The 22,343-nt window shown below is 41.8% G+C and carries 20 protein-coding genes; 9 read left to right on the forward strand and 11 right to left on the reverse strand.

Annotated elements, in window-relative coordinates:
• Positions 1 to 16 precede the first annotated feature (16 nt).
• Positions 17 to 1,144, reverse strand: coding sequence for a formylglycine-generating enzyme family protein (locus BM156_RS17295; protein WP_093921159.1), 1,128 nt, complete (start codon positions 1,142 to 1,144; stop codon positions 17 to 19).
• Between the two features lie 127 nt (positions 1,145 to 1,271).
• Here BM156_RS17295 and BM156_RS17300 point away from each other — a divergent pair, with 127 nt between their 5' ends.
• Positions 1,272 to 2,036, forward strand: coding sequence for a creatininase family protein (locus tag BM156_RS17300; protein WP_093921160.1), 765 nt, complete (start codon positions 1,272 to 1,274; stop codon positions 2,034 to 2,036).
• Positions 2,037 to 2,065: 29 nt separating this feature from the next.
• Here BM156_RS17300 and BM156_RS17305 read toward each other — a convergent pair whose 3' ends face one another.
• Positions 2,066 to 4,084: a monovalent cation:proton antiporter family protein gene (locus BM156_RS17305; protein WP_093921161.1), complete on the reverse strand. Its 2,019-nt coding sequence runs from the start codon at positions 4,082 to 4,084 to the stop codon at positions 2,066 to 2,068.
• A gap of 416 nt (positions 4,085 to 4,500) precedes the next feature.
• On the opposite strand from BM156_RS17305, the gene BM156_RS17310 reads away from it, so the two are divergent.
• Positions 4,501 to 5,238 (forward strand): hypothetical protein, encoded by a 738-nt coding sequence (locus BM156_RS17310; RefSeq protein WP_093921162.1) that lies wholly within the window; start codon positions 4,501 to 4,503, stop codon positions 5,236 to 5,238.
• Between the two features lie 69 nt (positions 5,239 to 5,307).
• On the opposite strand, the gene queF is transcribed toward BM156_RS17310, so the two are convergent.
• The 3 genes from queF to BM156_RS17325 are packed head-to-tail and all read right to left on the reverse strand — an operon-like array spanning position 5,308 to position 7,174.
• Entirely contained in the window at positions 5,308 to 5,778 is a 471-nt protein-coding gene (queF, locus tag BM156_RS17315) for a preQ(1) synthase (protein ID WP_093921163.1), read from the reverse strand.
• Between the two features lie 44 nt (positions 5,779 to 5,822).
• Positions 5,823 to 6,494, reverse strand: a complete 672-nt coding sequence (gene queC / locus BM156_RS17320; RefSeq protein WP_093921164.1) for a 7-cyano-7-deazaguanine synthase QueC — start codon at positions 6,492 to 6,494, stop codon at positions 5,823 to 5,825.
• Positions 6,494 to 7,174: a queuosine precursor transporter gene (locus BM156_RS17325; protein WP_093921165.1), complete on the reverse strand. Its 681-nt coding sequence runs from the start codon at positions 7,172 to 7,174 to the stop codon at positions 6,494 to 6,496. Before BM156_RS17325 ends, queC begins: the two co-directional genes overlap by 1 nt.
• 223 nt (positions 7,175 to 7,397) lie before the next feature.
• On the opposite strand from BM156_RS17325, the gene nikR reads away from it, so the two are divergent.
• The 6 genes from nikR (at position 7,398) to BM156_RS17355 (ending at position 12,993) form a co-directional block, all read left to right on the forward strand.
• Positions 7,398 to 7,799 (forward strand): nickel-responsive transcriptional regulator NikR, encoded by a 402-nt coding sequence (gene nikR / locus BM156_RS17330; protein ID WP_093921166.1) that lies wholly within the window; start codon positions 7,398 to 7,400, stop codon positions 7,797 to 7,799.
• A 37-nt stretch (positions 7,800 to 7,836) separates the two neighbouring features.
• Positions 7,837 to 8,676, forward strand: coding sequence for an ATP-dependent sacrificial sulfur transferase LarE (gene larE, locus BM156_RS17335; RefSeq protein ID WP_093921167.1), 840 nt, complete (start codon positions 7,837 to 7,839; stop codon positions 8,674 to 8,676).
• A 3-nt stretch (positions 8,677 to 8,679) separates the two neighbouring features.
• Positions 8,680 to 9,855 carry a nickel pincer cofactor biosynthesis protein LarC gene (gene larC / locus BM156_RS17340; protein WP_093921168.1) on the forward strand — a complete coding sequence of 392 codons (1,176 nt, stop codon included), beginning with the start codon at positions 8,680 to 8,682 and terminating at the stop codon, positions 9,853 to 9,855.
• Positions 9,852 to 10,592: a nickel pincer cofactor biosynthesis protein LarB gene (larB, locus tag BM156_RS17345; RefSeq protein WP_093921169.1), complete on the forward strand. Its 741-nt coding sequence runs from the start codon at positions 9,852 to 9,854 to the stop codon at positions 10,590 to 10,592. The genes larC and larB overlap by 4 nt, the downstream gene beginning before the upstream one ends.
• Positions 10,593 to 10,663: 71 nt before the next feature.
• The gene (locus BM156_RS17350) at positions 10,664 to 11,359 is read left to right on the forward strand and encodes an urease accessory protein UreH domain-containing protein (RefSeq protein ID WP_093921170.1); all 696 of its coding nucleotides are present in this window, start codon (positions 10,664 to 10,666) and stop codon (positions 11,357 to 11,359) included.
• A 395-nt stretch (positions 11,360 to 11,754) separates the two neighbouring features.
• Positions 11,755 to 12,993: a DEAD/DEAH box helicase gene (locus BM156_RS17355; protein WP_093921171.1), complete on the forward strand. Its 1,239-nt coding sequence runs from the start codon at positions 11,755 to 11,757 to the stop codon at positions 12,991 to 12,993.
• Positions 12,994 to 13,098: 105 nt separating this feature from the next.
• Here BM156_RS17355 and BM156_RS17360 read toward each other — a convergent pair whose 3' ends face one another.
• The 5 genes from BM156_RS17360 to BM156_RS17380 form a co-directional block, all read right to left on the reverse strand.
• Complete coding sequence (locus tag BM156_RS17360) at positions 13,099 to 13,644, reverse strand: hypothetical protein (RefSeq protein WP_093921172.1); 546 nt, start codon at positions 13,642 to 13,644, stop codon at positions 13,099 to 13,101.
• A gap of 134 nt (positions 13,645 to 13,778) precedes the next feature.
• Positions 13,779 to 14,369, reverse strand: a complete 591-nt coding sequence (locus tag BM156_RS17365; protein ID WP_093921173.1) for a hypothetical protein — start codon at positions 14,367 to 14,369, stop codon at positions 13,779 to 13,781.
• 289 nt (positions 14,370 to 14,658) lie between these two features.
• Positions 14,659 to 17,016, reverse strand: coding sequence for a TonB-dependent receptor (locus BM156_RS17370; RefSeq protein ID WP_093921174.1), 2,358 nt, complete (start codon positions 17,014 to 17,016; stop codon positions 14,659 to 14,661).
• On the reverse strand, positions 17,013 to 17,879 hold the full coding sequence (locus BM156_RS17375; protein WP_093921175.1) for a DUF4249 domain-containing protein: 867 nt from the start codon (positions 17,877 to 17,879) through the stop codon (positions 17,013 to 17,015). The genes BM156_RS17370 and BM156_RS17375 overlap by 4 nt, the downstream gene beginning before the upstream one ends.
• A 56-nt stretch (positions 17,880 to 17,935) precedes the next feature.
• Positions 17,936 to 18,898, reverse strand: a complete 963-nt coding sequence (locus BM156_RS17380; protein WP_093921176.1) for a hypothetical protein — start codon at positions 18,896 to 18,898, stop codon at positions 17,936 to 17,938.
• Between the two features lie 929 nt (positions 18,899 to 19,827).
• On the opposite strand from BM156_RS17380, the gene BM156_RS17385 reads away from it, so the two are divergent.
• Entirely contained in the window at positions 19,828 to 20,538 is a 711-nt protein-coding gene (locus BM156_RS17385) for a DUF6261 family protein (RefSeq protein ID WP_093921177.1), read from the forward strand.
• A 127-nt stretch (positions 20,539 to 20,665) separates the two neighbouring features.
• Here the strand turns inward: BM156_RS17385 and BM156_RS17390 are convergent, their stop codons facing one another.
• Positions 20,666 to 22,318: an AMP-binding protein gene (locus BM156_RS17390; RefSeq protein WP_093921178.1), complete on the reverse strand. Its 1,653-nt coding sequence runs from the start codon at positions 22,316 to 22,318 to the stop codon at positions 20,666 to 20,668.
• Between the last annotated feature and the right edge of the window lie 25 nt (positions 22,319 to 22,343).

A 22,343-nucleotide genomic window follows, 5' to 3' on the forward strand; every position in this document is an offset into this window, starting at 1 on the left:
GCGAATTAAAAAATCGTTAGTTCGCAGAAACTACGCAACGAAAACCAGTATGATTCAAGCCTGTATCCCAACTTGTTTTCATACGCGCAGCCACCCGAAATCCTGAGCAATACTGATCATTGCAAAGGAAAGAGCCACCACGGGTTACCTTTTTCTGAGCATAAGGCTCGTCCGGATCGTACGATTCTTTCGGCCCCTGAGGATCAACAACCGAACCTTCCTGACTGCAAGTTTGATAATAATCTGCTCGGTACCAGTCAGCACACCACTCCCAAACATTCCCAGCCATATCATACAAGCCATAATTGTTTGGAGCATATTGCTTAACCGGAGCTGCTCGTTTATAGCCATCTTCCGACGTGTTCTCATAGGGGAACCGGCCATCCCAGGAGTTCGCTTTAACAGCTCCCTCATGAATCAACTCATTTCCCCAAGGGTAAATATCCGCTTCACGTCCTCCACGTGCGGCATATTCCCACTCCGCTTCAGTGGGTAACCGCTTTCCGGCCCAATGAGCATAAGCAAGCGCATCTTCCCAAGAAACATGAACCACCGGATAGTCTTCTTTTCCTTCAATTGAACTGCCAGGACCTTCCGGATGCCGCCAATCTGCACCTGGCACCCAGCTCCACCAAATGGTTGGGTTATTCAAGGAAACCGGGCCATCTGTTGCCTGAAACACCAAGGAAGCTGCCACCAGCATTTCCTCGGGAGGCTTAGGAGTCCCTGGAGGTACCTGCTTCTTCAGCTCTTCCCAATCCGGCTTACGCTCCGCTGTTGTCACATAGCTTGTTGCCTCGACAAAGGCCTGAAACTGTTGATTTGTGACTTCATGCTCATCCATATAAAAAGAAGAAATAGTCACCCGATGATGAGGAAATTCATCCGGGCGTCCCCAAAGGGAATCTCCTCCCATCACAAAACTTCCTCCTTCAATAAAAACCATCCCCTCCGTACTGGTTGATTCTTTTTCAACACCTTCTTGAGGCAACTGATGATTTCCAAAACGAGCAGGAAGATTAGAGCAACAACTAGCCAAGGTATCAACTACTTGTTCTTCGACTACTGGCTGTGGTTTTGATGATTTATTTGATTGGCAACCAAACAGAAAGGCGGCAACCAAAATAAGCGCAATACGATTCATGGGTTTATCTTTAAAAAATAGAAACAAGAACCTCTGCAAAGGGTTTAGCCGAAGCTTAATTTAGAATGAAAAGTTTGCCTGCTGCCGAATTAGTTTCTAACTTCAATCCATTTAAAACTCGCACCTTATGAAATCTCCTAAGCTTGCTGAAAATAATTGGAAAACCATTCGTAAACAATCAATAGAATTAGCCATACTCCCATGGGGAGCTACCGAAGCACATAACTATCATCTTCCTTACGCAACCGACAACTATCAAGCCGAGGCCATTGCCACAGCAGCAGCCCGAAAAGCGAATCGGAATTCGGCAAATATTGTGGTTCTTCCAACGATTCCTTTTGGAGTTAACACCGGACAATCAGACATTAAACTGACCATCAACATGCATCCGTCAACCCAGGCCAAGATGCTGACCGACATTGTTGAAAGTCTCAACAAACAAGGGATTAAAAAGCTGTTAATTATGAACGGACATGGCGGCAATGATTTCAAACAAATCATCCGGGAAGTCAACTACCGTTTTCCTGAAATGTTTATTTGTGCTAGTTCGTGGTTTAAAATGCCGGAGCATGAGCAATTCTTCGAAGAGCCAGGAGATCATGCTGATGAAATGGAAACCAGCATGATGCTTTACTTGCACCCGGAATTGGTTTTACCCTTGGACGAAGCCGGTGACGGAAAAGCCAAGTCATTTAAGATCGACGCATTCAATGAAAGTTGGATTTGGGCTGAACGTAAATGGACACAGGTAAGTGCCGACACTGGTATTGGAAATCCACGCAAAGCAACTGCTGAAAAAGGAAAAGCTTTTTTCCAGTTTTTGGTTGACAAATACAGCCAGGTAATGCTTGAAATTGCTCAACTTGATCCCAAAGGGTCCAACTATGAATAGCCCAAAGTGAGCAGAACCATAACTTGCGCTCACTCAGCTTTTAGCCTTCTTGGCTTACTTGCTTCAACAGGAAGCTCATTTTTTCCAAAAAGCTCAAATGCATTGGCAATTTGCTCCGAACGCCCCATGATGTATACAATGTCGAATAGCTCAAGTGTGGTATGTACATCCGGATGTTCGATTAGTTCCTCTTTGCGAAGAATTGCAACCAGCGTTACCCCAAATACCTTCCGGAAGCGAATTTGACTAATACTTTTTCCGATAACGAAAGACCCCTCACGAACCTTTAGTGCCATAATTTCCAAGTTAGGTAACTCCTGGAAAAGCTGATCGGATTTGGAGGTTTCTTCACGGAAAATTCCATAATGATCATCCCTGATCTTGGCCAGAAGCAAGTTAATCTCACGCTGAGGTACCAAGCGTTTCTTCAATACCCGTTCAAATAGCTCAATCGCTGTTTCAAACTCTTCCGGGATAACCTGATTCGCTCCTAAGCGATAAAGTTCTTCAATGTCAACAACCTTTTTCGTACGAACAATAATAAATGCATGCGGACTCAAGTTTCTGACTCGCTCAACAATTGACATGGCCACAATCAGGTTGCCAACTGACACCACCACCACATCAGCTGTTTTAACATGAGCCTTCTCCAAAATAGGTTCGTTGGTAGCATCGCCATAAACCACCGTTTCACCTTTTTCTTGTAATTTTTTCACCGTCCCCGGATCAAAAATGATGGAGATGTAAGGCATCTTCATATACTTCGCCATAACAGACAAATTTAGGGCTCGTGCATCTTTCCCAATAAAAACGACATGATTCTTCAACACCGGAATCTCAATTTGCGGAAGTGGGAATAAGCCATTCACCAAAGTTTTGGGCAATGGCAATTTCAACAGTTTTTCAGCCACCGGATGAGAAATCATCATTAGCAATGGCGTGACGGACATGCTGATAATGGCGACAGCTAAAAACAACTGGTAATAATAATCAGGAATCAATTGATATTTCATCCCCGATTGGGCAAGAATAAATGAAAATTCACCTACCTGGCAGAGCGCAAAGCCCACCATGATTGTTCCTCGAAAAGTGTGCCCCAGTACAAAAGCGGTTCCTCCAGCAATAATCATTTTGATCAACAAAACCAGCAAAACCGTGGAAATAACCAGTCCTAAATGCTCGGACACAAAATTAAGATCGAGCAACATGCCAATACTGACAAAGAAAAAGCTAGTGAAGGTATCTTTAAAGGGAATAAGTTGCCCAAAAGCATTGTGGCTATATTCCGACTCAGAAATCATCAATCCGGCCAGAAAAGCACCAAAAGCCAGCGAAATGCCCATTTCTGAGGTTAGCAGAGCTACCGATAAACAAATGGCAAAGATGCTCATCATAAACAGCTCTTGGTTCTTCGTATGAGCCACCATCCGCAACAGTTTCGGCATCAGCCACCGGTTCCCCACATAAACCAGCCCTACCAGAAAGACAGTTTTCCCCAGAAGCATAAGCAATTGCCCACTCTGATCAGAAACTTCGCCACCTAACATGGGTGTAAAAAGCAATAATGGAATTAGAATAATATCCTGGAAAATCAAAATACCCAAGACTGTTCGCCCATAGTTCGAAGTAATTTCAGAACGTTCCTGCATCAGCTTTAACACAACAGCCGTACTACTTAAGGCCGTCAAAAAGCCAACAAACAAAGCTCCTGCCCAATCCATATTGTAAAGCCGTGCAATAAGCATCGTTATTCCTGCTGTAAGAATAAGCTGCATAAAGCCTCCCACAAATACAATCTTTCGAATCCGCAACAAATGATTAATCGAAAACTCCAAGCCGATGGTGAACATCAACAGGACAACTCCAATCTCAGCTAACAACTCAATTTGGTGATGCGAGCTAACCAATCCCAACAAATAAGGTCCAGTCAATACGCCTGTCAACAAATAACCAATAATAGTTGGTACCTTAATTTTGGTAAATAGAAAATTTACCACGGTCGATAATGCAAAAATAACGACTATATCTTTCAGTAAGTTAAGCTCCATAATGTACAAGTTCGTCTGAATAAAAACATGGGGAAAAATCTGATTTGGCTGTTTCCAGTTGCTTCAAAATAAAACTATTTCGCCGATTCAGCATTATAAAAACCCCAATTTTATTTGATTTTTTTCAAGAGAATAAGACCTGATTTAGACCACCTCTTATCCCTTCCATAATTCAAAAGTACGATCAATCCAGCTTATGTTTCGCCTTTTTGGGTAATATTTTCAATAAAAATCTTTTACATTTTCATCCATTTCGGGAGCACTAATAAACATAAGTTTTTCATTCATTGTCTGAAAAGGGGGTTTCATTCAACAAATTGTTTCATTCATGAATTTTGTCCAGAGAGATGCAGCGAGTTTGATTTCGAATAAGTAACTTATCGTCAATAAAATCAATTCACCAGAAAGGAAAAAGAATGTGTAACTCTGATTACTTAGCCGCTTGCTTACCAGCATTGCTCAAACTATCAAGCGATCAGGTAAAAGAACCTAGCGTTCCAATAGCATGCTTTATTCAGGAAACAGAAAGCCTTCGCCAATGGTGCCAAGCTGATATTCCTAAGTTAGCTGCTGCCGGACTCGATATGGATCGGTTAGATCAGCTCGTCATTCGCTCTGGCGCATGTCAAGAAGCTCAGCGTCTATGGATGAAGGAGCCAAACCCAACCGGCCGTTGGCGAAAACAGGCACCCCAAGCCTTCGACCTTTTTGACGAGATGCACTATGCTTTCCGCTACGCCTTTCAGAGCAATGATTTTTTACGCAATCGACTGGCAAAAGTTAGTAATGACTTTGACTCCCACAGTCTCATACAGGGACTGGAGCAACTAGCTATTCTGGGAGAAAACAATCAAGCCTTACTCCAAACGATAGCCTTTGATACTTCAAAGTTGAACCAAGCACTAAGCATTTCAAATCAGCTAAAAGAAATCTTAGCTCTTGAAAATGGCACTAACCTGCCAGAAAATGACAATAAAGATTTGCGCGATCGGGCTTACACCTACCTGAAACTTTTAGTCGATGAAGTAAAAAACTGTGGACGGTACGTTTTTAGAAAAAACAAACATCGTCAACAAGGCTATAATTACCCCAATTGCAGTAGCTTGAATTTTATAAAAAGAAATAATCTATTACAAAAATCAAATCAAAATTGATCAGACCTACACAGACTGCTTAAGCTACTGACGAGAGCTTTCTTAGTTCTGTACCGAAAGACCAAAGTCTTAACGATTATCAACTTTCTCTGGATTTAAATCGTGATTTTGCATCCGATGCCAAGCCAATTCCTCGTACTTTGTTCCTGGCTTTCCATAGTTCGCATAAGGATCAATGCTAATCCCTCCACGTGGCAGAAATTTCCCCCAGACTTCAATGTACCTGGGATCCATCAACTTGATCAGATCTTTCATAATGATGTTGATGCAGTCTTCGTGAAAATCGCCATGATTTCGAAAACTAAACAAGTAAAGTTTTAACGACTTACTCTCAACCATTTTTTGATTGGGCAAATAACTGATGTAAAGCGTTGCAAAGTCAGGCTGCCCCGTAATCGGACACAAGCTTGTAAACTCCGGGGTATTGAACTTCACCCAATAATCATTCTCAGGGTGTTTATTGTCAAAAGCCTCCAATAAGTTTGGATCATAATTAAATTGATAGTCAGTCGTTCCACCCAAGTGTTTCAAATCATCCATAGCTTACTTTTTTAATCATTCAATTAAAAGAACTGTAGAAAAGATTAAGGCAATTTCGCATCACCAGTCACTCTGATTTTCAAATAAGTATCCAATCCATTTTTACGAAGTTTGCAGGCCGGACAAACACCACACCCATCTCCGGGCACACCATTATAACAGGTCAAGGTTTCAAATCTCACCAAGTCAAAAACTCCCAATTCATCAGCTAATTGCCACACCTCCGCTTTGCTTTTCCACATCAACGGCGTATGTATTTGGTAGTGATAATCCATCGACAGATTTAGGGTCTGATTCAACGAGCGGATAAACTCATCACGGCAATCGGGGTAGCCACTGTAATCGGCCTGTCCCACGCCAGTGATCAAATTCGCAATGCCTTTTTCCTTAGCTAAAATGGCGGCATACGTTAAAAACAACATGTTTCGTCCTTCAACCAAGGTATTGGGAGGACGATCAGCCGGTTTCTCTGCCTCAACTTCCAAGCTTGAATCCGTCAAGGCATTGCGGGAAAGCTGCCCCAACACATTCAGTGAATAAATAGCCAACGGAACGGCTGCCTGTTTGGCAATTTTAGCAGCAACATCCAGCTCATTCCGGTGCTTCTGCCCGTAATCAAAAGCTACGGCTTCCACCTCATCAAACTTGGACTTCGCCCAAAACAGGCAAGTAGTCGAATCCTGACCTCCTGAAAAAACAACCAGCGCCTTACTCATCACACTTGTTTTAACCGAAATGGATTGTAGGAAATTTCATTATCAAAGGCATCCTCGCCCTCAATCTGCTTCACTTTATTCACCACCCAGATTGTCAATGGAAGAACGGCCACCTCGTAAGCTGTTTTCAACAAAGCCTGCGTGACAATCATTCCTAAAATCACTTTTAAAGGAAAAATCCCGACAAAAGCAATGGTGATAAAAACCAGCGAATCGGCGCCTTCACCAACCAGGGTCGATGCAATGGCTCGGAATGAGAAGCCTCTCCCCTCGCTCATCACCTTCAACTTGCTCATCAGAAACGCATTCAGGAATGAGCCCATCAGGTAAGCCATTAAACTGGCTATCACAATCCGAACCGAACTTCCCAAGATGGTTTGGAAAGCCGCCTGGTGCTCATAAAACGGAGCTGCCGGAAAATAAATCGCCAACATAAAAAAAACAACAGCCATCAGGTTCACGGCAAATCCGGCCCAAATAATTAAACGAGCTTTGGCATAGCCCCATACTTCGGCAATAACATCATTGATGATGTAGGCCAAGGGAAAGATCAATACTCCAGCTGGAGCCGACCACGGACCAATTTGGATGATTTTTGACGCTAAAAGATTGGAAATTAACAGACAGGCAGCAAACAATACTCCTGTCAACAGGAATAATACAGATACTTTCGTTCTCATTATCTCTTGTTTTTTACGTGGTTATCAAGAACACGTCGTTCATACTGGCGGCAAAGATAGTTATTTTTTGGAAATCCTTAGCGTTCAGTTCTAACTCACAGCGCTCTGTCTTTTGCCCCATACCTAGCCACTGAGTTGCAAATATTTCAGCAATTCCAGATCAAGGCATCCTTTTTTTCGTATTTTTGTTTAGGATGTTACCTTTTTCAAAAATGATGTTACTATGGCTGTTTCCCGGTTTGGAGTTTCACTAGAGAAAGAATTATTGGATGCACTTGATCAATATGTCGAAGAAAATCATTTTGCCAACCGTTCTCAAGCAATTCGACAACTGATAAACCGCAATATTGCAGAGAAAAAGTGGCAATGTGACAATACAGTTGCCGGTTCTATAACCTTGGTTTATGCTACTTCTCGCCACGACATTCAGAATCAAATCAGCGATTTTCTTCAAACTTATACGACTGAAGTTTTATCCTCTCAACGCTTCCTGCTAAATGATTCTCAAACCATGGAGATCATTGCAATCAAAGGGATTGCTCACCGCCTAACCGAACTGGCTGACAGGCTAATCACAATTAAGGGGATGCAGCATGGCAAACTAAGCATGAGCCGGGCAGACTAGCAGCCAATCAATTCGTAATCGATAAACCAATAAGAACATGCAAACACTTTCGGATCATTTAAAACATAAACTACACCAGCTCGAAGACTGGTTTTCAACACGCAAAGGCTCCATCGTTGCTTTTTCCGGAGGAATTGACTCAACCTTGGTCCTTTTTCTAGCTCGAAAATTTCAAGGAAAGGAATGTGCAATCGGTGTCATTTCCAATTCGGAAAGCTTAAAAGCCAAGGATTTTGAATTAGCCCAGTCATTTTGCCGCGATTTTGATATTCAACTCGAGGTGATAAAAACACAAGAACTGACTGACCTGCGTTATAACCAAAACCCCGAAAACCGCTGTTATTTCTGTAAAGAACACCTGTTTCACGATTTACGAGAGATTCAGCAAAAATACCCGGATTTTGATGTTTTAAGTGGAACCAACCACGATGATCTGGGAGACTATCGTCCCGGCTTGCAAGCGGCTAGTAAGTTCAGTGTAAAAGCGCCCATGGCCGATTGCCAACTGACCAAGGATGAGCTTCGACAAATCGCCAAACACTTTGAACTCCCCAACTGGGACAAGCCTGCAAGCCCTTGTCTAAGCTCACGAATTCCTTACAATCAGCCAATCACCCATCAGAAGCTGCAACAAGTAGAAGCCGCTGAAAACCTACTGAATGAACTTGGATTCAGAGACGTTCGAGTTAGGCACTACGGAAGCTACGGACAGGTGGAGGTGCAAAAACAGGAGCTGGACAAGCTGCTGGCCATCGAGGATCAGGTGATCGCGCAAATCCGTTCGCTGGGTTTTCAAGAAGTTCGCATCGACCGGGAAGGCTTGGTTTCCGGCAAATTAAACCGTGCCTTAAAAGGCTTAAACCAAACAAAAGCATAAACCATGAAGATCTTGTACTATGACTGCTTCGCCGGAATTAGCGGCGATATGAACCTCGGTGCTCTTATCGACCTTGGTGTTGACGCCGAATACTTAAAAAATGAATTATCGAAATTGAATATAGATGGTTTCCGGCTCGAAGTAAATACCGATCAGCGAAGAGGCATTACCGGAACCAAAGCTGAAGTTATCATTGAAAACCAGGAAAACGAGAAACATCGCCACCTGCGTCATGTTGAAGAAATTGTGAATAACAGCAGCTTGCCAGAACAAGTGAAGCGTAATGCACTTAAAATTTTTGATTTGGTTGCTGAGGCAGAAGCCAAAGTGCACAACATTTCGAAACAACAAGTTCATTTTCATGAGGTCGGAGCTCTTGACTCCATTGCCGACATAGTGGGTGCTGCCATTTGTCTAAATTACCTAAAAGTGGACAAGGTGATGGCCAGCTCCATCCAACTCGGTGGAGGAACAGTTAAATGTGCGCATGGAATCATGCCCGTGCCTGCTCCGGCAACTGCGGAGATTGTCAAAAATATTCCTGTAAAAACCGGCTTAGTGAATCATGAAGCTACAACTCCTACCGGAGCGGCGATCCTGGTTGCTACTGTTGACGAGTTCACTGACTCAATCAGCTTTCCGATTCAGAAGACCGCCTATGGAATCGGCCAACGCGACCATGAGGTTCCGAACGTTCTTCGGGTTTACCTGCTCGAAACAGCAAATGAAACCGCTGATGTATCAACGGAGACTGCCAGCTTGCTCGAAGCCAATATCGACGATATGAATCCCGAGCACTACGACTATTTGCTGGAGCAGCTTTTAAAAGCGGGGGCTTCCGATGCGTGGCTCACCCCTATCATCATGAAAAAATCGCGCCCGGCAGTTCAGCTTTCAGTGCTGTCTCCTGTCAAGTTAGTATCCCAACTGAAACAGCTCATTTTTACCCATAGCACTTCCATTGGACTCCGGGAATATTCCGTGCAAAAGAGCATGCTCCGAAGAGAAGAACGAACAGTACAAACAACCTTAGGCCCCGTTCGTGTTAAGCAAAGTTTTTTTAACGGACAGCGGGTACGATGGAAAGCCGAAGCTGAAGATTGTCGCCAATTAGCCAGCCAACACAAACTTAGTTTACAAGCTATTGAAGAGGAAATCAGCAAACAACTGGAGTTATGAGTCCCAAAGAACTGTTAGAAAAGTATAAGAATGGTGAAATCAGCTTAACCGAAGCGCTGGAGAAATTCCCTGACCGTGGCATTGAGGAAATGGGTTTTGCGACAATTGACACCGATCGACTCTCCCGCACGGGACTTCCCGAAGTAATTTACGCTTCCGGGAAAACGGTAGAGCAAGTCAAACAGATTGCTTTACGCATGGTTGAAAAAGGGATTGACCTGTTGGCAACACGGGCAACTCCTGCCATGTTCGAGGCGATTCAGGAAGTTGTTCCCGATGCGCATTACAACGAATTAGCCCAAACCATCACTTACAAACACCATGAGACGGAGGTACCAGCAACTTACATTGCTGTTGTTGCCGCAGGAACTTCGGATCTGCCTGTTGCTGAAGAAGCGGTGGAAACAGCCCAGTTTTTGGGAAACCGGGTTGAAAAAATCTACGATGTGGGAGTAGCCGGAATTCATCGACTATTTCACCGACTTGATGTCATCCGCCGAGCGCGTGTCATTATTGTTGTTGCAGGCATGGAGGGTGCTCTCGCCAGTGTTGTTGGGGGCTTGGTTGACAAGCCGGTGATTGGAGTTCCAACAAGCATTGGCTACGGTGCTAATTTTGAAGGGCTATCGGCTCTTCTTTCGATGCTAAATAGTTGCGCAAGTGGCGTAAGTGTCGTCAATATTGACAACGGTTTTGGAGCTGCCTGCCAGGCCTCCCTCATTAACAAACTGACCTAATTAACAAATTTTCAACAAGACGACTAAAACCACCACGAAAACTTAATAAACATTCCTAAAAATTAAATCTTATGCAAGAGCTTTATCTATTGTCATTATCAGCCGCTTCGCTCGGCTTCATCCATACCATTCTTGGCCCCGATCACTACCTGCCCTTCATCGTATTGAGTAAAGCCCGCCAGTGGTCGAGCAACAAAACCATGTGGATTACCTTCATCTCCGGAATTGGACATGTGGGCAGTTCAGTCCTGATTGGGTTCATTGGCATTGCCTTAGGCATTAGCCTCAATAAGCTGGAATACATCGAAGCTTTCCGGGGTGAAATTGTTGGCTGGTTGCTATTTGCCTTCGGTGTTGGCTACACCCTTTACGGTCTATACCGCTATACCAAAAGCATTCCCCACTCCCATCTGCCTGCTTTTCTCGTTCCCAAAAAAGTACGCGAGCTTCAACATCTCCCCCTGGACGAACAAGAGGATAACACCAAGCTAACACCCTGGCTGCTGTTCTTGATTTTTGTGTTTGGCCCCTGCGAAGTGCTTATCCCCATGCTCATCTTTCCGGCCTACGAACACAGCACCTGGGGTATGCTTACCGTGGCTCTCATTTTTGGACTGGCAACCATCGGGACCATGTTGCTAACTGTTTACTTAGGCCATAAAGGAAGTCGCTTCGTACGATTTAAAAAGCACGAACGTTATGTCCATCTTTTAGCCGGACTGATTATTCTGATCAGCGGAGCCGGAATTGTTTTTATGGGATGGTAAATTGGATAAAGCGGAGTCAAGCGTGCAGGGAACGGATCTATTTAGAAATTAGAAGCTTGATTTTATCTTATTGTTTCACTAAAAAAGGCAGCATCATATTGGTACCGGAAAAAATATTACTTTTGTGAAAACAGAATCCAGATAAGTGTCTTACTCAAAAGGCGAGCTTCTTTTCCCTGGTAGTTTGATAATACATTCCTCCGTATTGATGGAACGAGCATATAAGATTAACATACAGCAATCAATAATTAACATGCAAGTTTTGTAGGAGACCTTAAAGACAGCTAATTCAATGGAAGCAGCAAGGTGATGATTATCACAAAGGAGGGTGATTCTGAGGTGGCAAGTTCCCTAATAAGTATCGGGATTGCCATTGAAAATAAAAAATAGAACGAATGAAATTTGACGATTTTGATTTACATGATGATATTTTAGATGCCCTGTACGATATGGGCTTTGATGAAGCAACAGCGATCCAGGAAAGCACCATTCCGATGATTTTGGAAGGACATGACTTGGTTGCTTGTGCTCAAACCGGAACCGGAAAAACAGCAGCTTTTATTCTGCCAATTCTGGATAAAATTGCTGATTATCCAGAAGGAAAAACGCGGGCCTTGGTGATTGCTCCAACGCGCGAGCTAGCCATTCAGATTGAACAACAGGTTCAGGGTTTTGCCTACTATTTGGGAATTACCTCCATAGCTCTTTATGGCGGCGGCGATGGCAATGAGTGGGAAACGCAACGGCAAGCATTGAATAAAGGTGTTGACCTGATTGTTGCCACTCCTGGCAAATTAATCTCTTTCATTGATAATGGAATTGCTCAACTTGACAGTGTTGATTTTGTTGTTTTAGATGAAGCCGACCGCATGCTCGACATCGGTTTTTATGATGATATCATCAAAATATTCAGTAACCTGCCAGAAAAGCGCCAAACCTTGATGTACAGCGCAACCATGCCGCCCAAAATCAAAACCTTAGCGTCTAAAATTCTGACCAATCCCAAAGAATTTAGCACCGCGATCAGCAAGCCGGCCGAGGGCGTTCTTCAGGCTGCCTATTTGTGCTACGAAAACCAAAAAACCCCCTTGATTGAGTCGCTGATTGAAGGAAAAGATGATTGCCAGAGTATTATCATCTTCAGCTCAACTAAAAAGAAAGTATCCACCATTGCACGAGCCCTAAAAAAGAAAGGCTTTGTTGCTGAAGGGATTTCTTCGGACCTGGAACAGAAAGAGCGAGAAGATGTGCTGATGCGCTTCAAAGCACGGCAAATTCGCATTTTAGTAGCTACCGATGTTTTGAGCCGTGGAATCGACATTAAAGACATCAACCTGGTGATCAACTACGATGTTCCGGGAGATGCCGAAGACTATGTGCACCGCATTGGACGGACTGCCCGGGCCAATACCACAGGAATTGCCCTGACGCTGATCAATGAAGACGACATGTACAAGTTTCAACAGATTGAAACGCTGATTGAAACTGAGGTCTTTAAAGCACCACTCCCGCCACAACTAGGCGATGGCCCGGAATGGAAAGTCAGTTCCAAAGGAAAAGGCAGAAACAAGAACAAAGGCCGCTACCCCAAAAAAGGAGCAGGAAAAGGCAACCCAAGGGGCAAGAAAAGCTAAGCAGAATTCACACAACTCCCCATAAAAAAGCAGGGCAAAATAAAATCTTTACCCTGCTTTCAACAAAAAGTTAGTTGACTGAAGCCTATCTCCAGCACAATTCGCCTAATTTACATTGAGCCCAATATTCAATTGCAACATGATTGGGAAAAAACCATTATTCCCTTTTGTATCGAAATAATACACTGATCCAACATCAAAGAGCAAGTGCATTTTACCATATGCCCTTTGGATTCCCCATGTTGGGCCAAAAGCAAAATTAATATCATCTTTCCTCAAGGCATTGTGAGCCTTCATCTCTTTAAAATTTGACAACAACCTCACTCCCCAGTAGTTCCCTGAGTTATAGTCAAGATTTTTACCTTTTGATAATCTTGCTTCTCGATTATAAAGTTTCTTATAAGATAAGTCTAAGAAAGGGGCGATATAATAGGTGGTACCAGAATTTGTGTAATCCAAGTGTAAGTAGGTACCTTGTATGCCAACACCAGCATTCGCGGCAATCGTTGCTTTTTCAGATATTGGCATTTCATACTCAATCCCCGGACTTAAGATATTTACCCTAAGAACTCTTTGGAGTTCAATTGTCTCCGATTGTCCCATACTAGCCACGCTTGCAAACAAGAACAATCCAATCAATCGTTTTCTCATTTTCTATTTTTGATAAAAAAATCCTTCCAATCTCTCAAGCTGCTTTCTACGCAGTCAAACCATGCACTTCAATGTCCATTGTATAGAATAACAGCCTTAAACTCTCTCAATTTCTAAAATGAAACAGCACGATTTTATTCCCACAAAGGGTAAGACAAGTTCAATACAAGCATCCGGTTACGGAAGACCTGCCCAACATGATTATTCCCATAAATTTCTCCAAAACCCTGCCAATCGAATCCTTGTTTGTAATTGACTGACCATTGCAATCGGTGTTGCTTGCTACCAAAGCCAACGACCCAGTCAAACTCCGGCTTTTCATTGACATGTTTGTAGTTTAAAAGCCAGCTGATATCAACGCCTGTTTCAACAAAATAATGCCTGCTAACCGGATACTGTAACTTCACAGGAATGACCAGGTAACTTTGATTAAATTTTGTCCAATAAGTTGTATAGGAGGGTTCATCAATAAGGTACTGCTGACTTTTATTTTCTTTATAACGATAACCTAAGCCTGCTACTGCTGATAGTTTTTTCCAAATTGGACTCGACACATAGATACCAGCACCAACACCAAACCCATTTTTTAATGAATTTGAATTGGATGAAAACTCTTTAGGCATAAACCAAGCCCCTTCAGTATAAATACCAATTTGATGAGCCCGCTGAGCTGAAGCTGCAAAAACAGCTAATACCAATAAAATTGAAATTGTTAATTGTTTCATCTGTTTTATAAAGTTAGTAAGACATGATAGACCTATAATTATTTCATCGCAATTCACCCTTCCACATCTGTCAACCACTGTTAACAGCCGATCTTATTCCCAATCAATTTCCCTTTTTTTCACTCTATTCCCGGACGGGAATCCTCATAGAAGCGCAAGCGAGATGCAAAAATATTTATTATTATTTAAACTACATAATAATGAATGTTAAACTAAAAATCGTTTTTCTCTCGAGCCAGAGAATAAAATAGAACACTACTGCCAATAAGTCAACATTTCCATCAACGACTTAAAACCTGACACTATACTTAACTGATGGAATAAATGGGAAACCACTTTGTTGATAAAGAACTAAAGGATTTGAGCGGTTCTGATCTTTATGGTCGAAATAATAGAAAACAGCATTTTGCCGGTTATAGACATTATAAACTCCAAGTGTCCAAATCCGTTCTTTTTTCCCTTTTTGCTTTCGAAAATTGAAACCAATATCCAAACGGTGATAAGCTCGCATTCGCATCCAGTTTTTCCCTGGATACAAGTAGGCCTCCCCATTGATATCAAAAGAATCATCACTCTCCAAATCAGTGGGGCTGTCCTCCCAGTCCCACCTCAAATGATCAAAATAATCAACAGGCCCAATCGTTTGATAGGTCGTCGTATGCAATGTTGTCGGGTATCCACTACCATAAGACCATGTTGCCGAAAAATCAACTTTATGAGATAACTTGTGATTAAGCACCACCGAAACAGCATGTCTCCTGTCATATTTAAAGGGATAGGCTTTCCCTCCATTTATATTTTCAAACTGACGATCTGTTTTTGCCAGCGTATAGGCTACCCAACCCGTTGTTCTCCCCTGCTTTTTTTGGAGCATTAGCTCAATCCCCTGAGAAGTTCCTTTTCCTCCTTTTTCAACATTATCATCCCACGTCTTAGAATTAACCAGCGTAACTCCACTTTTTACGGCCAGCAAATGGTGCATTTCTTTATAATAAGCATCTACACTTAACTCAAACTTCCCATTGGTTAGGCTTCTTACAAAAGCCAAAGAATATTGATCAGAAATGGCTGGTTCCACTTTGCTACTGGATGGGAGCCAAATATCGGTGGGGAAGGAGTTTCCTGAATAACTCAGCAAATGCATCGGTTGTTGCATCCTTGAATATCCGGCCTTTAAACTTCCCAGCCGTCCAAGTTGAAGCATGGCTATTATCCGTGGTTCAAACGAAATGTAGTTGCTGTTATCAATAGCCAAATTCGTCATTCTACTTCCTACATTGAAGCCCAGCTGATTAAACAGAAAAAACTCACTTTCCAGGTACACAAAGGAGTTAATCCCATTTAATCGATTGTTTACCCCTGCCGTATTTTCGGCACTTCCGCTATGGGTTATCGATCCCGGATTATACCAGTTTCCTGAAAATCCACCTCCAAAGCGAAAGATCAATTTATTTCGAAGGTGCCAGTAATAATCAGCCTTCGCTCCCGCCTCCTGAAAACCAGCATCATAAATCATTCTTGCTTTTTCACTTTCCAACTTGCTATATTGGTTCAACCGATAGCGGTAACGGGTATAGTACAGCGTGATATCGCTATACAAACGGGCATTGTAAATATGGTTCCAACGCGCTGTTCCCAATAGGTTGCCCCACAAGTATTTTGAATAGCCTTTCCGGTCTTCCTTTCTCAGTTTATAATGATAACTCAACCGATCGTCTCCTCCGTAAAAACTCAGATAGAGCCGGTTATGTTTGTCAGCTTCATGACTTATTTTACCATAGCTGTCATAAAAATTATACCCCATTGAAAAATTTCTTGTCCCGATCTTAATTGCCGGACGTGTTAACAAATCAAGCCACATTCGCCTGACAGAAACGAGATAAGATGTTTTCTCATCAATTGGTCCCTCTAAAGTAAGGTCGCCTGAAACCAATCCAAGTCCCCAACTTCCGTGGTGCTCGTTTTTATGGCCTTCTTTCATCCGTAAATCGACAATAGAAGAAAGTCTCCCGCCATATCGCGCAGGAAATCCCCCTTTATAGAGTTTAACATGTTTCAATATCTCGGGAGAAAAAACAGAAACAAAACCTCCTAAGTGATTGACATAATAGAGAGGTGTTCCATCCAATAAAAACAGATTTTGATCAGGGCTTCCCCCCCGGACATAAAACCCATTTCGTCCATCAGCTCCTCCTTGTACGCCAGGCATTAGTTGTAAGGCCTTCAACACATCAGGCTCCCCAAACATCGGCAGTGTTTTTATTTGCTGAACAGGTATTTCCGCCACGCCAATTTCCATCCGGTTTTCAATTTTCTTTACGGCCTCTACCTGAATCTCTTCCAAATCAACTCCCGGAGTTAAACTAATATCCAAGCGTTGGTTGGTTTGCAACTTCATAAAACGGCTAAAACTTTTATAGCCAACATAGCTGGCGGTGATTAAGCTGGAGTCTTCAGCCAATACCTCCAGGCTAAAAAAGCCAAATACATCCGTACTGGTTCCTGTATTACCAACCAGCACATTGGCCCCAATCAGGGGTTCTCCGCTAAGCTTGTCCCGAACAACTCCCTGTACAAAACACCGGGACTGGCTATATGATGAAAAGAAAAGCAGGCTTAGCAAAAGACTAATACAGTACTTTCTCATGGAAGGGGGTTTTTCGCGGTTATTTCATAGTCACGGAAAGAATAGCCTGCAAAAATCCCATAAGCATTCTCAACGTTTGAATAAACGGCAATTGGCTCATAAACTTCCCAAAAATCGTATTCTTTAGTATAGTTATGAATAATTAAAGAACGGATGTAGCTGAAAGCATCCGATGAAAAAGAGTAAAGACGAAAGTGAGTAGCTATATCATATGAAAACCGCACTGAAACAACCGTTGTTGAAGCATTAAACTGGTCATCTCGAAAAACTAAAATATCCGGATAATCTTCAACAATTATTTCATTGGTAATTTTAGTATCATTACTTGTTATTTCTAGAGGAAAAAGCTTTCCAACTCCAGGATCGGCCAACACTGAAATACCATAGAAATTTTCTGAATCCTCACTATCGGACAGTTCAATACGTAACTCCGAATAAGATTGTCCTTCATCGTCAATTCCTGCATTCTGTATGAAATGATGTCCCAAAACCTGAAGGCCAATGCCAGGGAGAAAGTCTTCAACCCGGATAGCATCATCATCTGGGCTCTTGATCTCTAAAGAATATGAATGGCCAATCTTCGGAAGTAAGGCAGAATCAAGGTATACGCCTTCTCCCTCGGAGTTAAGCGTTCCAAGAAACTCATCACCATCAAACAACTTGACACTCGCATCATCAATTGCTGCATATGTTTTTGAGTCAGCAGCTTTAACCCGGCTAAGATGAACCTTAAAAGGTTCTCCTTCTGTAAATAAGCAATTAACAACCGGAACCAATTCCTGGTCCGGCAGTTCTATCTCAATAATTTTCTGGCATGCGCTAACAACAATATAGCCTATCAGAACAAGTAAGATCTTTTTCATTTATAATTCTAAAAAGAGGAGGGAAAGAAACTTTTCCTCCTCAATAAATACTCTTTCTAATTACAACTGATACTCAATTGAGTAACATTATCGGTAAAACCATTATAAAATGGGGAAATACCATATTGTAATACTTTGTAAGAAAAATTGGTTTCTATTGAAAAACTTTGAACTCTCCTAGTTCCATAGAATGGTCTCCAAGAAACTTCATCATCATGATTTCTTACGTCTTTTTGAATGTGCTCATTAACAGACCTCCGTGATTCTCTCTTGCGATCATAATAACCATCAATATCCATTACAAATAAAAAAATTGGTCTTGCCCCACTAGAATATTTATAACTTGTAATCTTGAACTTCGAGATAATCGTATGAATAAATCCAAAGTTTTGATAATTTAATTTTGCTTGCGCTTCAAACCAAAAGTTTTTATCCGCTTCAGAACCTGTAAATATTGAACTATGCTTTCTATCTTGATCAGAATTACAATAAGATTTTAACATAACCTCATCGTTCAAAATAGCAAAAATATCATCGGTCCAGCGAAAAACAATCGGTTCAGAAGCATCATACATACTAAGATTTTTTAAGCCACCCGAAATCTCTGTCATAGAATATACTTCAGTCTTCTCACTCTCAAAATTTACTTTGAATAAATAATTACCAATAACAATAGTTCCTTCAGGACTAATAACAGTTGCAATTAAATCATCAATCATTTTTTCCGACCTTCCAGGTTTATCCTCATAATATGATCGATAAGAATCAAACCCGACATTTTCTTCAAAATAAGGGAAGAAGTTGTCCCCTTTCTCTACCAAGTAATCGAGTAGCTTTTGAAGTTCTTGTTCACTCTCAAAATTCAAACAATTTTCATCAACAGAAAAGGCAATTTGCTTTAACTGTTCATCCATTACTAACTTTTCATCTGATTGCTGTACCTCTAACTCTTCTTGCTGGCAAGCAGAAAAAAGAGTTAGTACCACAGCCATAACGGCTAAAAGATTAAATTTTTTCATAGTTTTGAAAAAGTTTATGGTAGGACAGTTGCTGCTGCCCTACCAGGTTTTAATAAACATGATAAGCCGGCTTTTTTAAAAAAGGGTCGGCTTTTTCCCTTTCAATGCCATAAATTAAGCCTGTTAACCGCTATTAACAGCCTATTTTGTCCCCAATCAATTTCCCTTTATTTCATGCTATTCCCGAACGAGAATTCACTATAGAAGCGCGAGCGAGGTGCAAATATATTTTTTATTATTTAAACTAAATAATAATGAATGTTAAAACGACTCATCTATAAATCTAGATATTTCCTTCACTTTCCGATACCTTCTTCTCTTTCATATATAAGCCGATTTCCCAACAAAAAAAAGCAGTCACAGGTCTTAAAAGATGAAACGATTTGCAAAAAGTCATTCATTTTTACCTATAAACAGAAAGCTTAGGACTAAGGAAAGAGTTACAAAGGTTGCCCGTTATTGGCATGGAGCTCTGACAAACAACCAAATACCATTTTATTGACAAATTGGGCTTTGGACAAAGATCCAAAGCGTATCCAAGCAGTAAAACAGCGATTTTTCTCTTGTCCAAAGGCTGTCCAATCAAAAAAACAATTCATTTATAGTTGACCAAAGCTCCACCAAGCAAAAAGCTGGTTTGGATAAAAAGACAAAATATAACCATAGCTACAAAATAGACGTTCATTGATTTTATGTCAAAAAACATTGTTAAATACCTCACCTAAATAACAGTATGATGTATATTGTTGTATTAATTTTTAAAAAAATAGCCACACTACGATCTTCTGTACGCTCAATTCAACATCCCAACTGTTGTATTACCGCTTAAAATATCTTCAGAAGAATAACTCTTACTCCTGAAAAAAGATGATTCAATTTTCAGGGCTACGATTTCGATTTTTTTAGAAATATCTTAATGATTCTTATTTATGAACAAGTTAAAAGCCCAAAGCCGCAACACCGAAGTTAACGCATTAGCCAGGCGTCTTCTTGGTGCCTATCGCAAAACAGCACTAAACAATGACTCCCATTTAGCAAACTTGATTGCAGAATTGGAGCAAGTAGTAACTCTTTTAACAGCTGCAATTAACCGATTAAGGGTCGCATCAGCTCTTGATGAAAAAGATGAAATACGCGACAATTCTGTCCGCTCTCTTTATTACTTTATTTTAGGGATAACCCATCATCCTGACCAGAAAATTAGCGAGTCGGCAAAACAGTTGTTCAAGCTTCTTGAACATTATGGATTGTCAATTACCGGAGAAAGCTATGCCAGCGAGTCCTCTTTTATTAATTCGTTGCTCGATGATCTGAATAAACCAAATGCACAAAGCGCTATTGCCGACATTTCCGGAGCATCTGAATTAATTGCCACCATTCAAACAGCACAAACTGACTTTGAACAAACACGTATTGCCTATGAAGAAGAAAAAGCCCAACAAGGCAATTTTGAAAACGCAACCAATCTCAAAATGCAATTAGTAAAACTGATTAACGAACAACTGCTGGTCTATCTCCAAGCAATGATGCTGGTTAATGAAAGTACTTATGGAGAGTTTGGGCGTACTGTTGCTGAAATTATCAGCACCGCTAACGAAGCTGTCAACAGACGCTCCTCTAAACCTGATCCTGTCAACTGAGTTTAGGACTCCTCTAAAAAGAATCAGGGGGGAAAGCTGTTTATTACTAAAAATCCCCAACTAAGGATAAACCTTTAGTTGGGGATTTTAGTGTTTCAAGCAGGTCCTGCAACCTGATCTATATTTTTTATACGACCTCGATGCCCTTTTCTTTGAGCAACTGCAGGCCGACTTCTTTCAGTTTATACTTTTGAATTTTACCGCTGGCAGTCATTGGGTATTCTGTTACAAAAAAGATGTATTTCGGAATTTTGAATCGGGCAATCTGTCCCCGGCAATATTCTTTTACATCCTCTTCCGCCAAGCTCATGCCTTCTTTTATCTTAATGAAAGCCCCCACCTGTTCGCCATACTTTGGGCTAGGAATTCCGGCCACTTCAATGGCTTCAATTTCGGGCATCTTATACAGGAAGTTCTCGATTTCGCGCGGGTAAATGTTTTCACCACCACGAATAATCATATCTTTTATCCGGCCAGTAATTTGGTAGAAGCCATCCTTGGTTTTCAAGCCTAAATCGCCTGAATGCAACCAACCGTCTTCGTCAATTACCTTGCGGGTAGCTTCTTCATTTTTGTAGTAGCCTTTCATCACATTGTACCCCCGACAGCAAACTTCTCCCTGCTCGCCTTCTTCGCATTCCTCACCAGTCTCTGGGTTTACAATCTTTACTTCAACATTTGGGAATTCGAAGCCAACCGTTGTTGCCCGAACTTCGGCAGAGTTGTGTGTGCGAGTTGCCGTCATGCCTGGCGAAGTTTCGGTTAAGCCATACACACTGATGATGTCTTTACAGTGCATTTTTTCCATCACCTGACGCATGGTTTCAATCGGACATAAGGAGCCAGCCATTATTCCGGTGCGCAAACTACTTAGATCAAACAAGTCGAACATGGGGTGATGCAACTCGGCAATAAACATGGTAGGAACTCCATACAAAGCGGTACAACGTTCTTTCTCAACCGATGCAAGTACCATCAAAGGGTCAAAGTTCTCGGTAACCACCATCGTGGCTCCATGACTAATTATGGCACAGACTGCTAACACGCATCCAAAGCAGTGGAAAAATGGCACACAAACCAACAAGCGGTCGTCAGCCGTATATTTCATGCATTCGCCAGCGGCAAAACCATTATTCAATATATTGTGGTGCGACAGCATCACTCCTTTCGGAAAACCAGTCGTTCCCGAGGTGTACTGCATATTAACCACGTCGTGAGGCCCCACCTTTAGTTTGGCATCTTCCAATTCTAAGTCGTCTAAATGCTCGCCCAACAAAATTAACTCGGCGGTATTGAACATTCCCCGGTGCTTTTCCTGGCCGATAAAAACGACATTCCGAAGCTCTGGAAATTTCTCCGATTTTAAGTTTCCTCTTGAGTGGGTTTTTAGTTCCGGAATCAACTCAAAAATCATGTTGACATAGTCACTATCACGCCATCCATCAACCAAACAAAGGGTATGAATATCTGCATTTTTCATCAAATACTCCATCTCTGCCAGCTTATAGTTGGTATTGATTGTCACCAGAACAGCTCCAATCTTTGCCGTTGCAAACATGAAGGTCAACCAGTCGGGCACATTGTTGGCCCAAATTCCCACTTTATCACCAACGCCTACACCTGTGTACATCAAGCCTTTTGCCAGCTTATCAACACGGGCATTAAACTCGCTGTAGGTAAATCGTAAATCCCGGTCAGGATAAACAATAAACTCCTGGTCAGGAGTTTCAAAAGCGTATTTCTCTAAAATTCCGCCAAGTGTATAATCAAGTAATTGCATGTTTCCGATTTTAGGGCCAATAATG

This window comes from Sunxiuqinia elliptica (assembly GCF_900113005.1).
GTDB lineage: Bacteria > Bacteroidota > Bacteroidia > Bacteroidales > Prolixibacteraceae > Sunxiuqinia > Sunxiuqinia elliptica.

What these genes read in the sequence shown, in the direction of transcription:
- BM156_RS17295 (WP_093921159.1), bottom strand. Translation starts at nt 1,144, where the DNA reads ATGAATCGTATTGCGCTTATTTTGGTTGCCGCCTTTCTGTTTGGTTGC.
- BM156_RS17300 (WP_093921160.1), top strand. Translation starts at nt 1,272, where the DNA reads ATGAAATCTCCTAAGCTTGCTGAAAATAATTGGAAAACCATTCGTAAA.
- BM156_RS17305 (WP_093921161.1), bottom strand. Translation starts at nt 4,084, where the DNA reads ATGGAGCTTAACTTACTGAAAGATATAGTCGTTATTTTTGCATTATCG.
- BM156_RS17310 (WP_093921162.1), top strand. Translation starts at nt 4,501, where the DNA reads ATGTGTAACTCTGATTACTTAGCCGCTTGCTTACCAGCATTGCTCAAA.
- queF (WP_093921163.1), bottom strand. Translation starts at nt 5,778, where the DNA reads ATGGATGATTTGAAACACTTGGGTGGAACGACTGACTATCAATTTAAT.
- queC (WP_093921164.1), bottom strand. Translation starts at nt 6,494, where the DNA reads ATGAGTAAGGCGCTGGTTGTTTTTTCAGGAGGTCAGGATTCGACTACT.
- BM156_RS17325 (WP_093921165.1), bottom strand. Translation starts at nt 7,174, where the DNA reads ATGAGAACGAAAGTATCTGTATTATTCCTGTTGACAGGAGTATTGTTT.
- nikR (WP_093921166.1), top strand. Translation starts at nt 7,398, where the DNA reads ATGGCTGTTTCCCGGTTTGGAGTTTCACTAGAGAAAGAATTATTGGAT.
- larE (WP_093921167.1), top strand. Translation starts at nt 7,837, where the DNA reads ATGCAAACACTTTCGGATCATTTAAAACATAAACTACACCAGCTCGAA.
- larC (WP_093921168.1), top strand. Translation starts at nt 8,680, where the DNA reads ATGAAGATCTTGTACTATGACTGCTTCGCCGGAATTAGCGGCGATATG.
- larB (WP_093921169.1), top strand. Translation starts at nt 9,852, where the DNA reads ATGAGTCCCAAAGAACTGTTAGAAAAGTATAAGAATGGTGAAATCAGC.
- BM156_RS17350 (WP_093921170.1), top strand. Translation starts at nt 10,664, where the DNA reads ATGCAAGAGCTTTATCTATTGTCATTATCAGCCGCTTCGCTCGGCTTC.
- BM156_RS17355 (WP_093921171.1), top strand. Translation starts at nt 11,755, where the DNA reads ATGAAATTTGACGATTTTGATTTACATGATGATATTTTAGATGCCCTG.
- BM156_RS17360 (WP_093921172.1), bottom strand. Translation starts at nt 13,644, where the DNA reads ATGAGAAAACGATTGATTGGATTGTTCTTGTTTGCAAGCGTGGCTAGT.
- BM156_RS17365 (WP_093921173.1), bottom strand. Translation starts at nt 14,369, where the DNA reads ATGAAACAATTAACAATTTCAATTTTATTGGTATTAGCTGTTTTTGCA.
- BM156_RS17370 (WP_093921174.1), bottom strand. Translation starts at nt 17,016, where the DNA reads ATGAGAAAGTACTGTATTAGTCTTTTGCTAAGCCTGCTTTTCTTTTCA.
- BM156_RS17375 (WP_093921175.1), bottom strand. Translation starts at nt 17,879, where the DNA reads ATGAAAAAGATCTTACTTGTTCTGATAGGCTATATTGTTGTTAGCGCA.
- BM156_RS17380 (WP_093921176.1), bottom strand. Translation starts at nt 18,898, where the DNA reads ATGAAAAAATTTAATCTTTTAGCCGTTATGGCTGTGGTACTAACTCTT.
- BM156_RS17385 (WP_093921177.1), top strand. Translation starts at nt 19,828, where the DNA reads ATGAACAAGTTAAAAGCCCAAAGCCGCAACACCGAAGTTAACGCATTA.
- BM156_RS17390 (WP_093921178.1), bottom strand. Translation starts at nt 22,318, where the DNA reads ATGCAATTACTTGATTATACACTTGGCGGAATTTTAGAGAAATACGCT.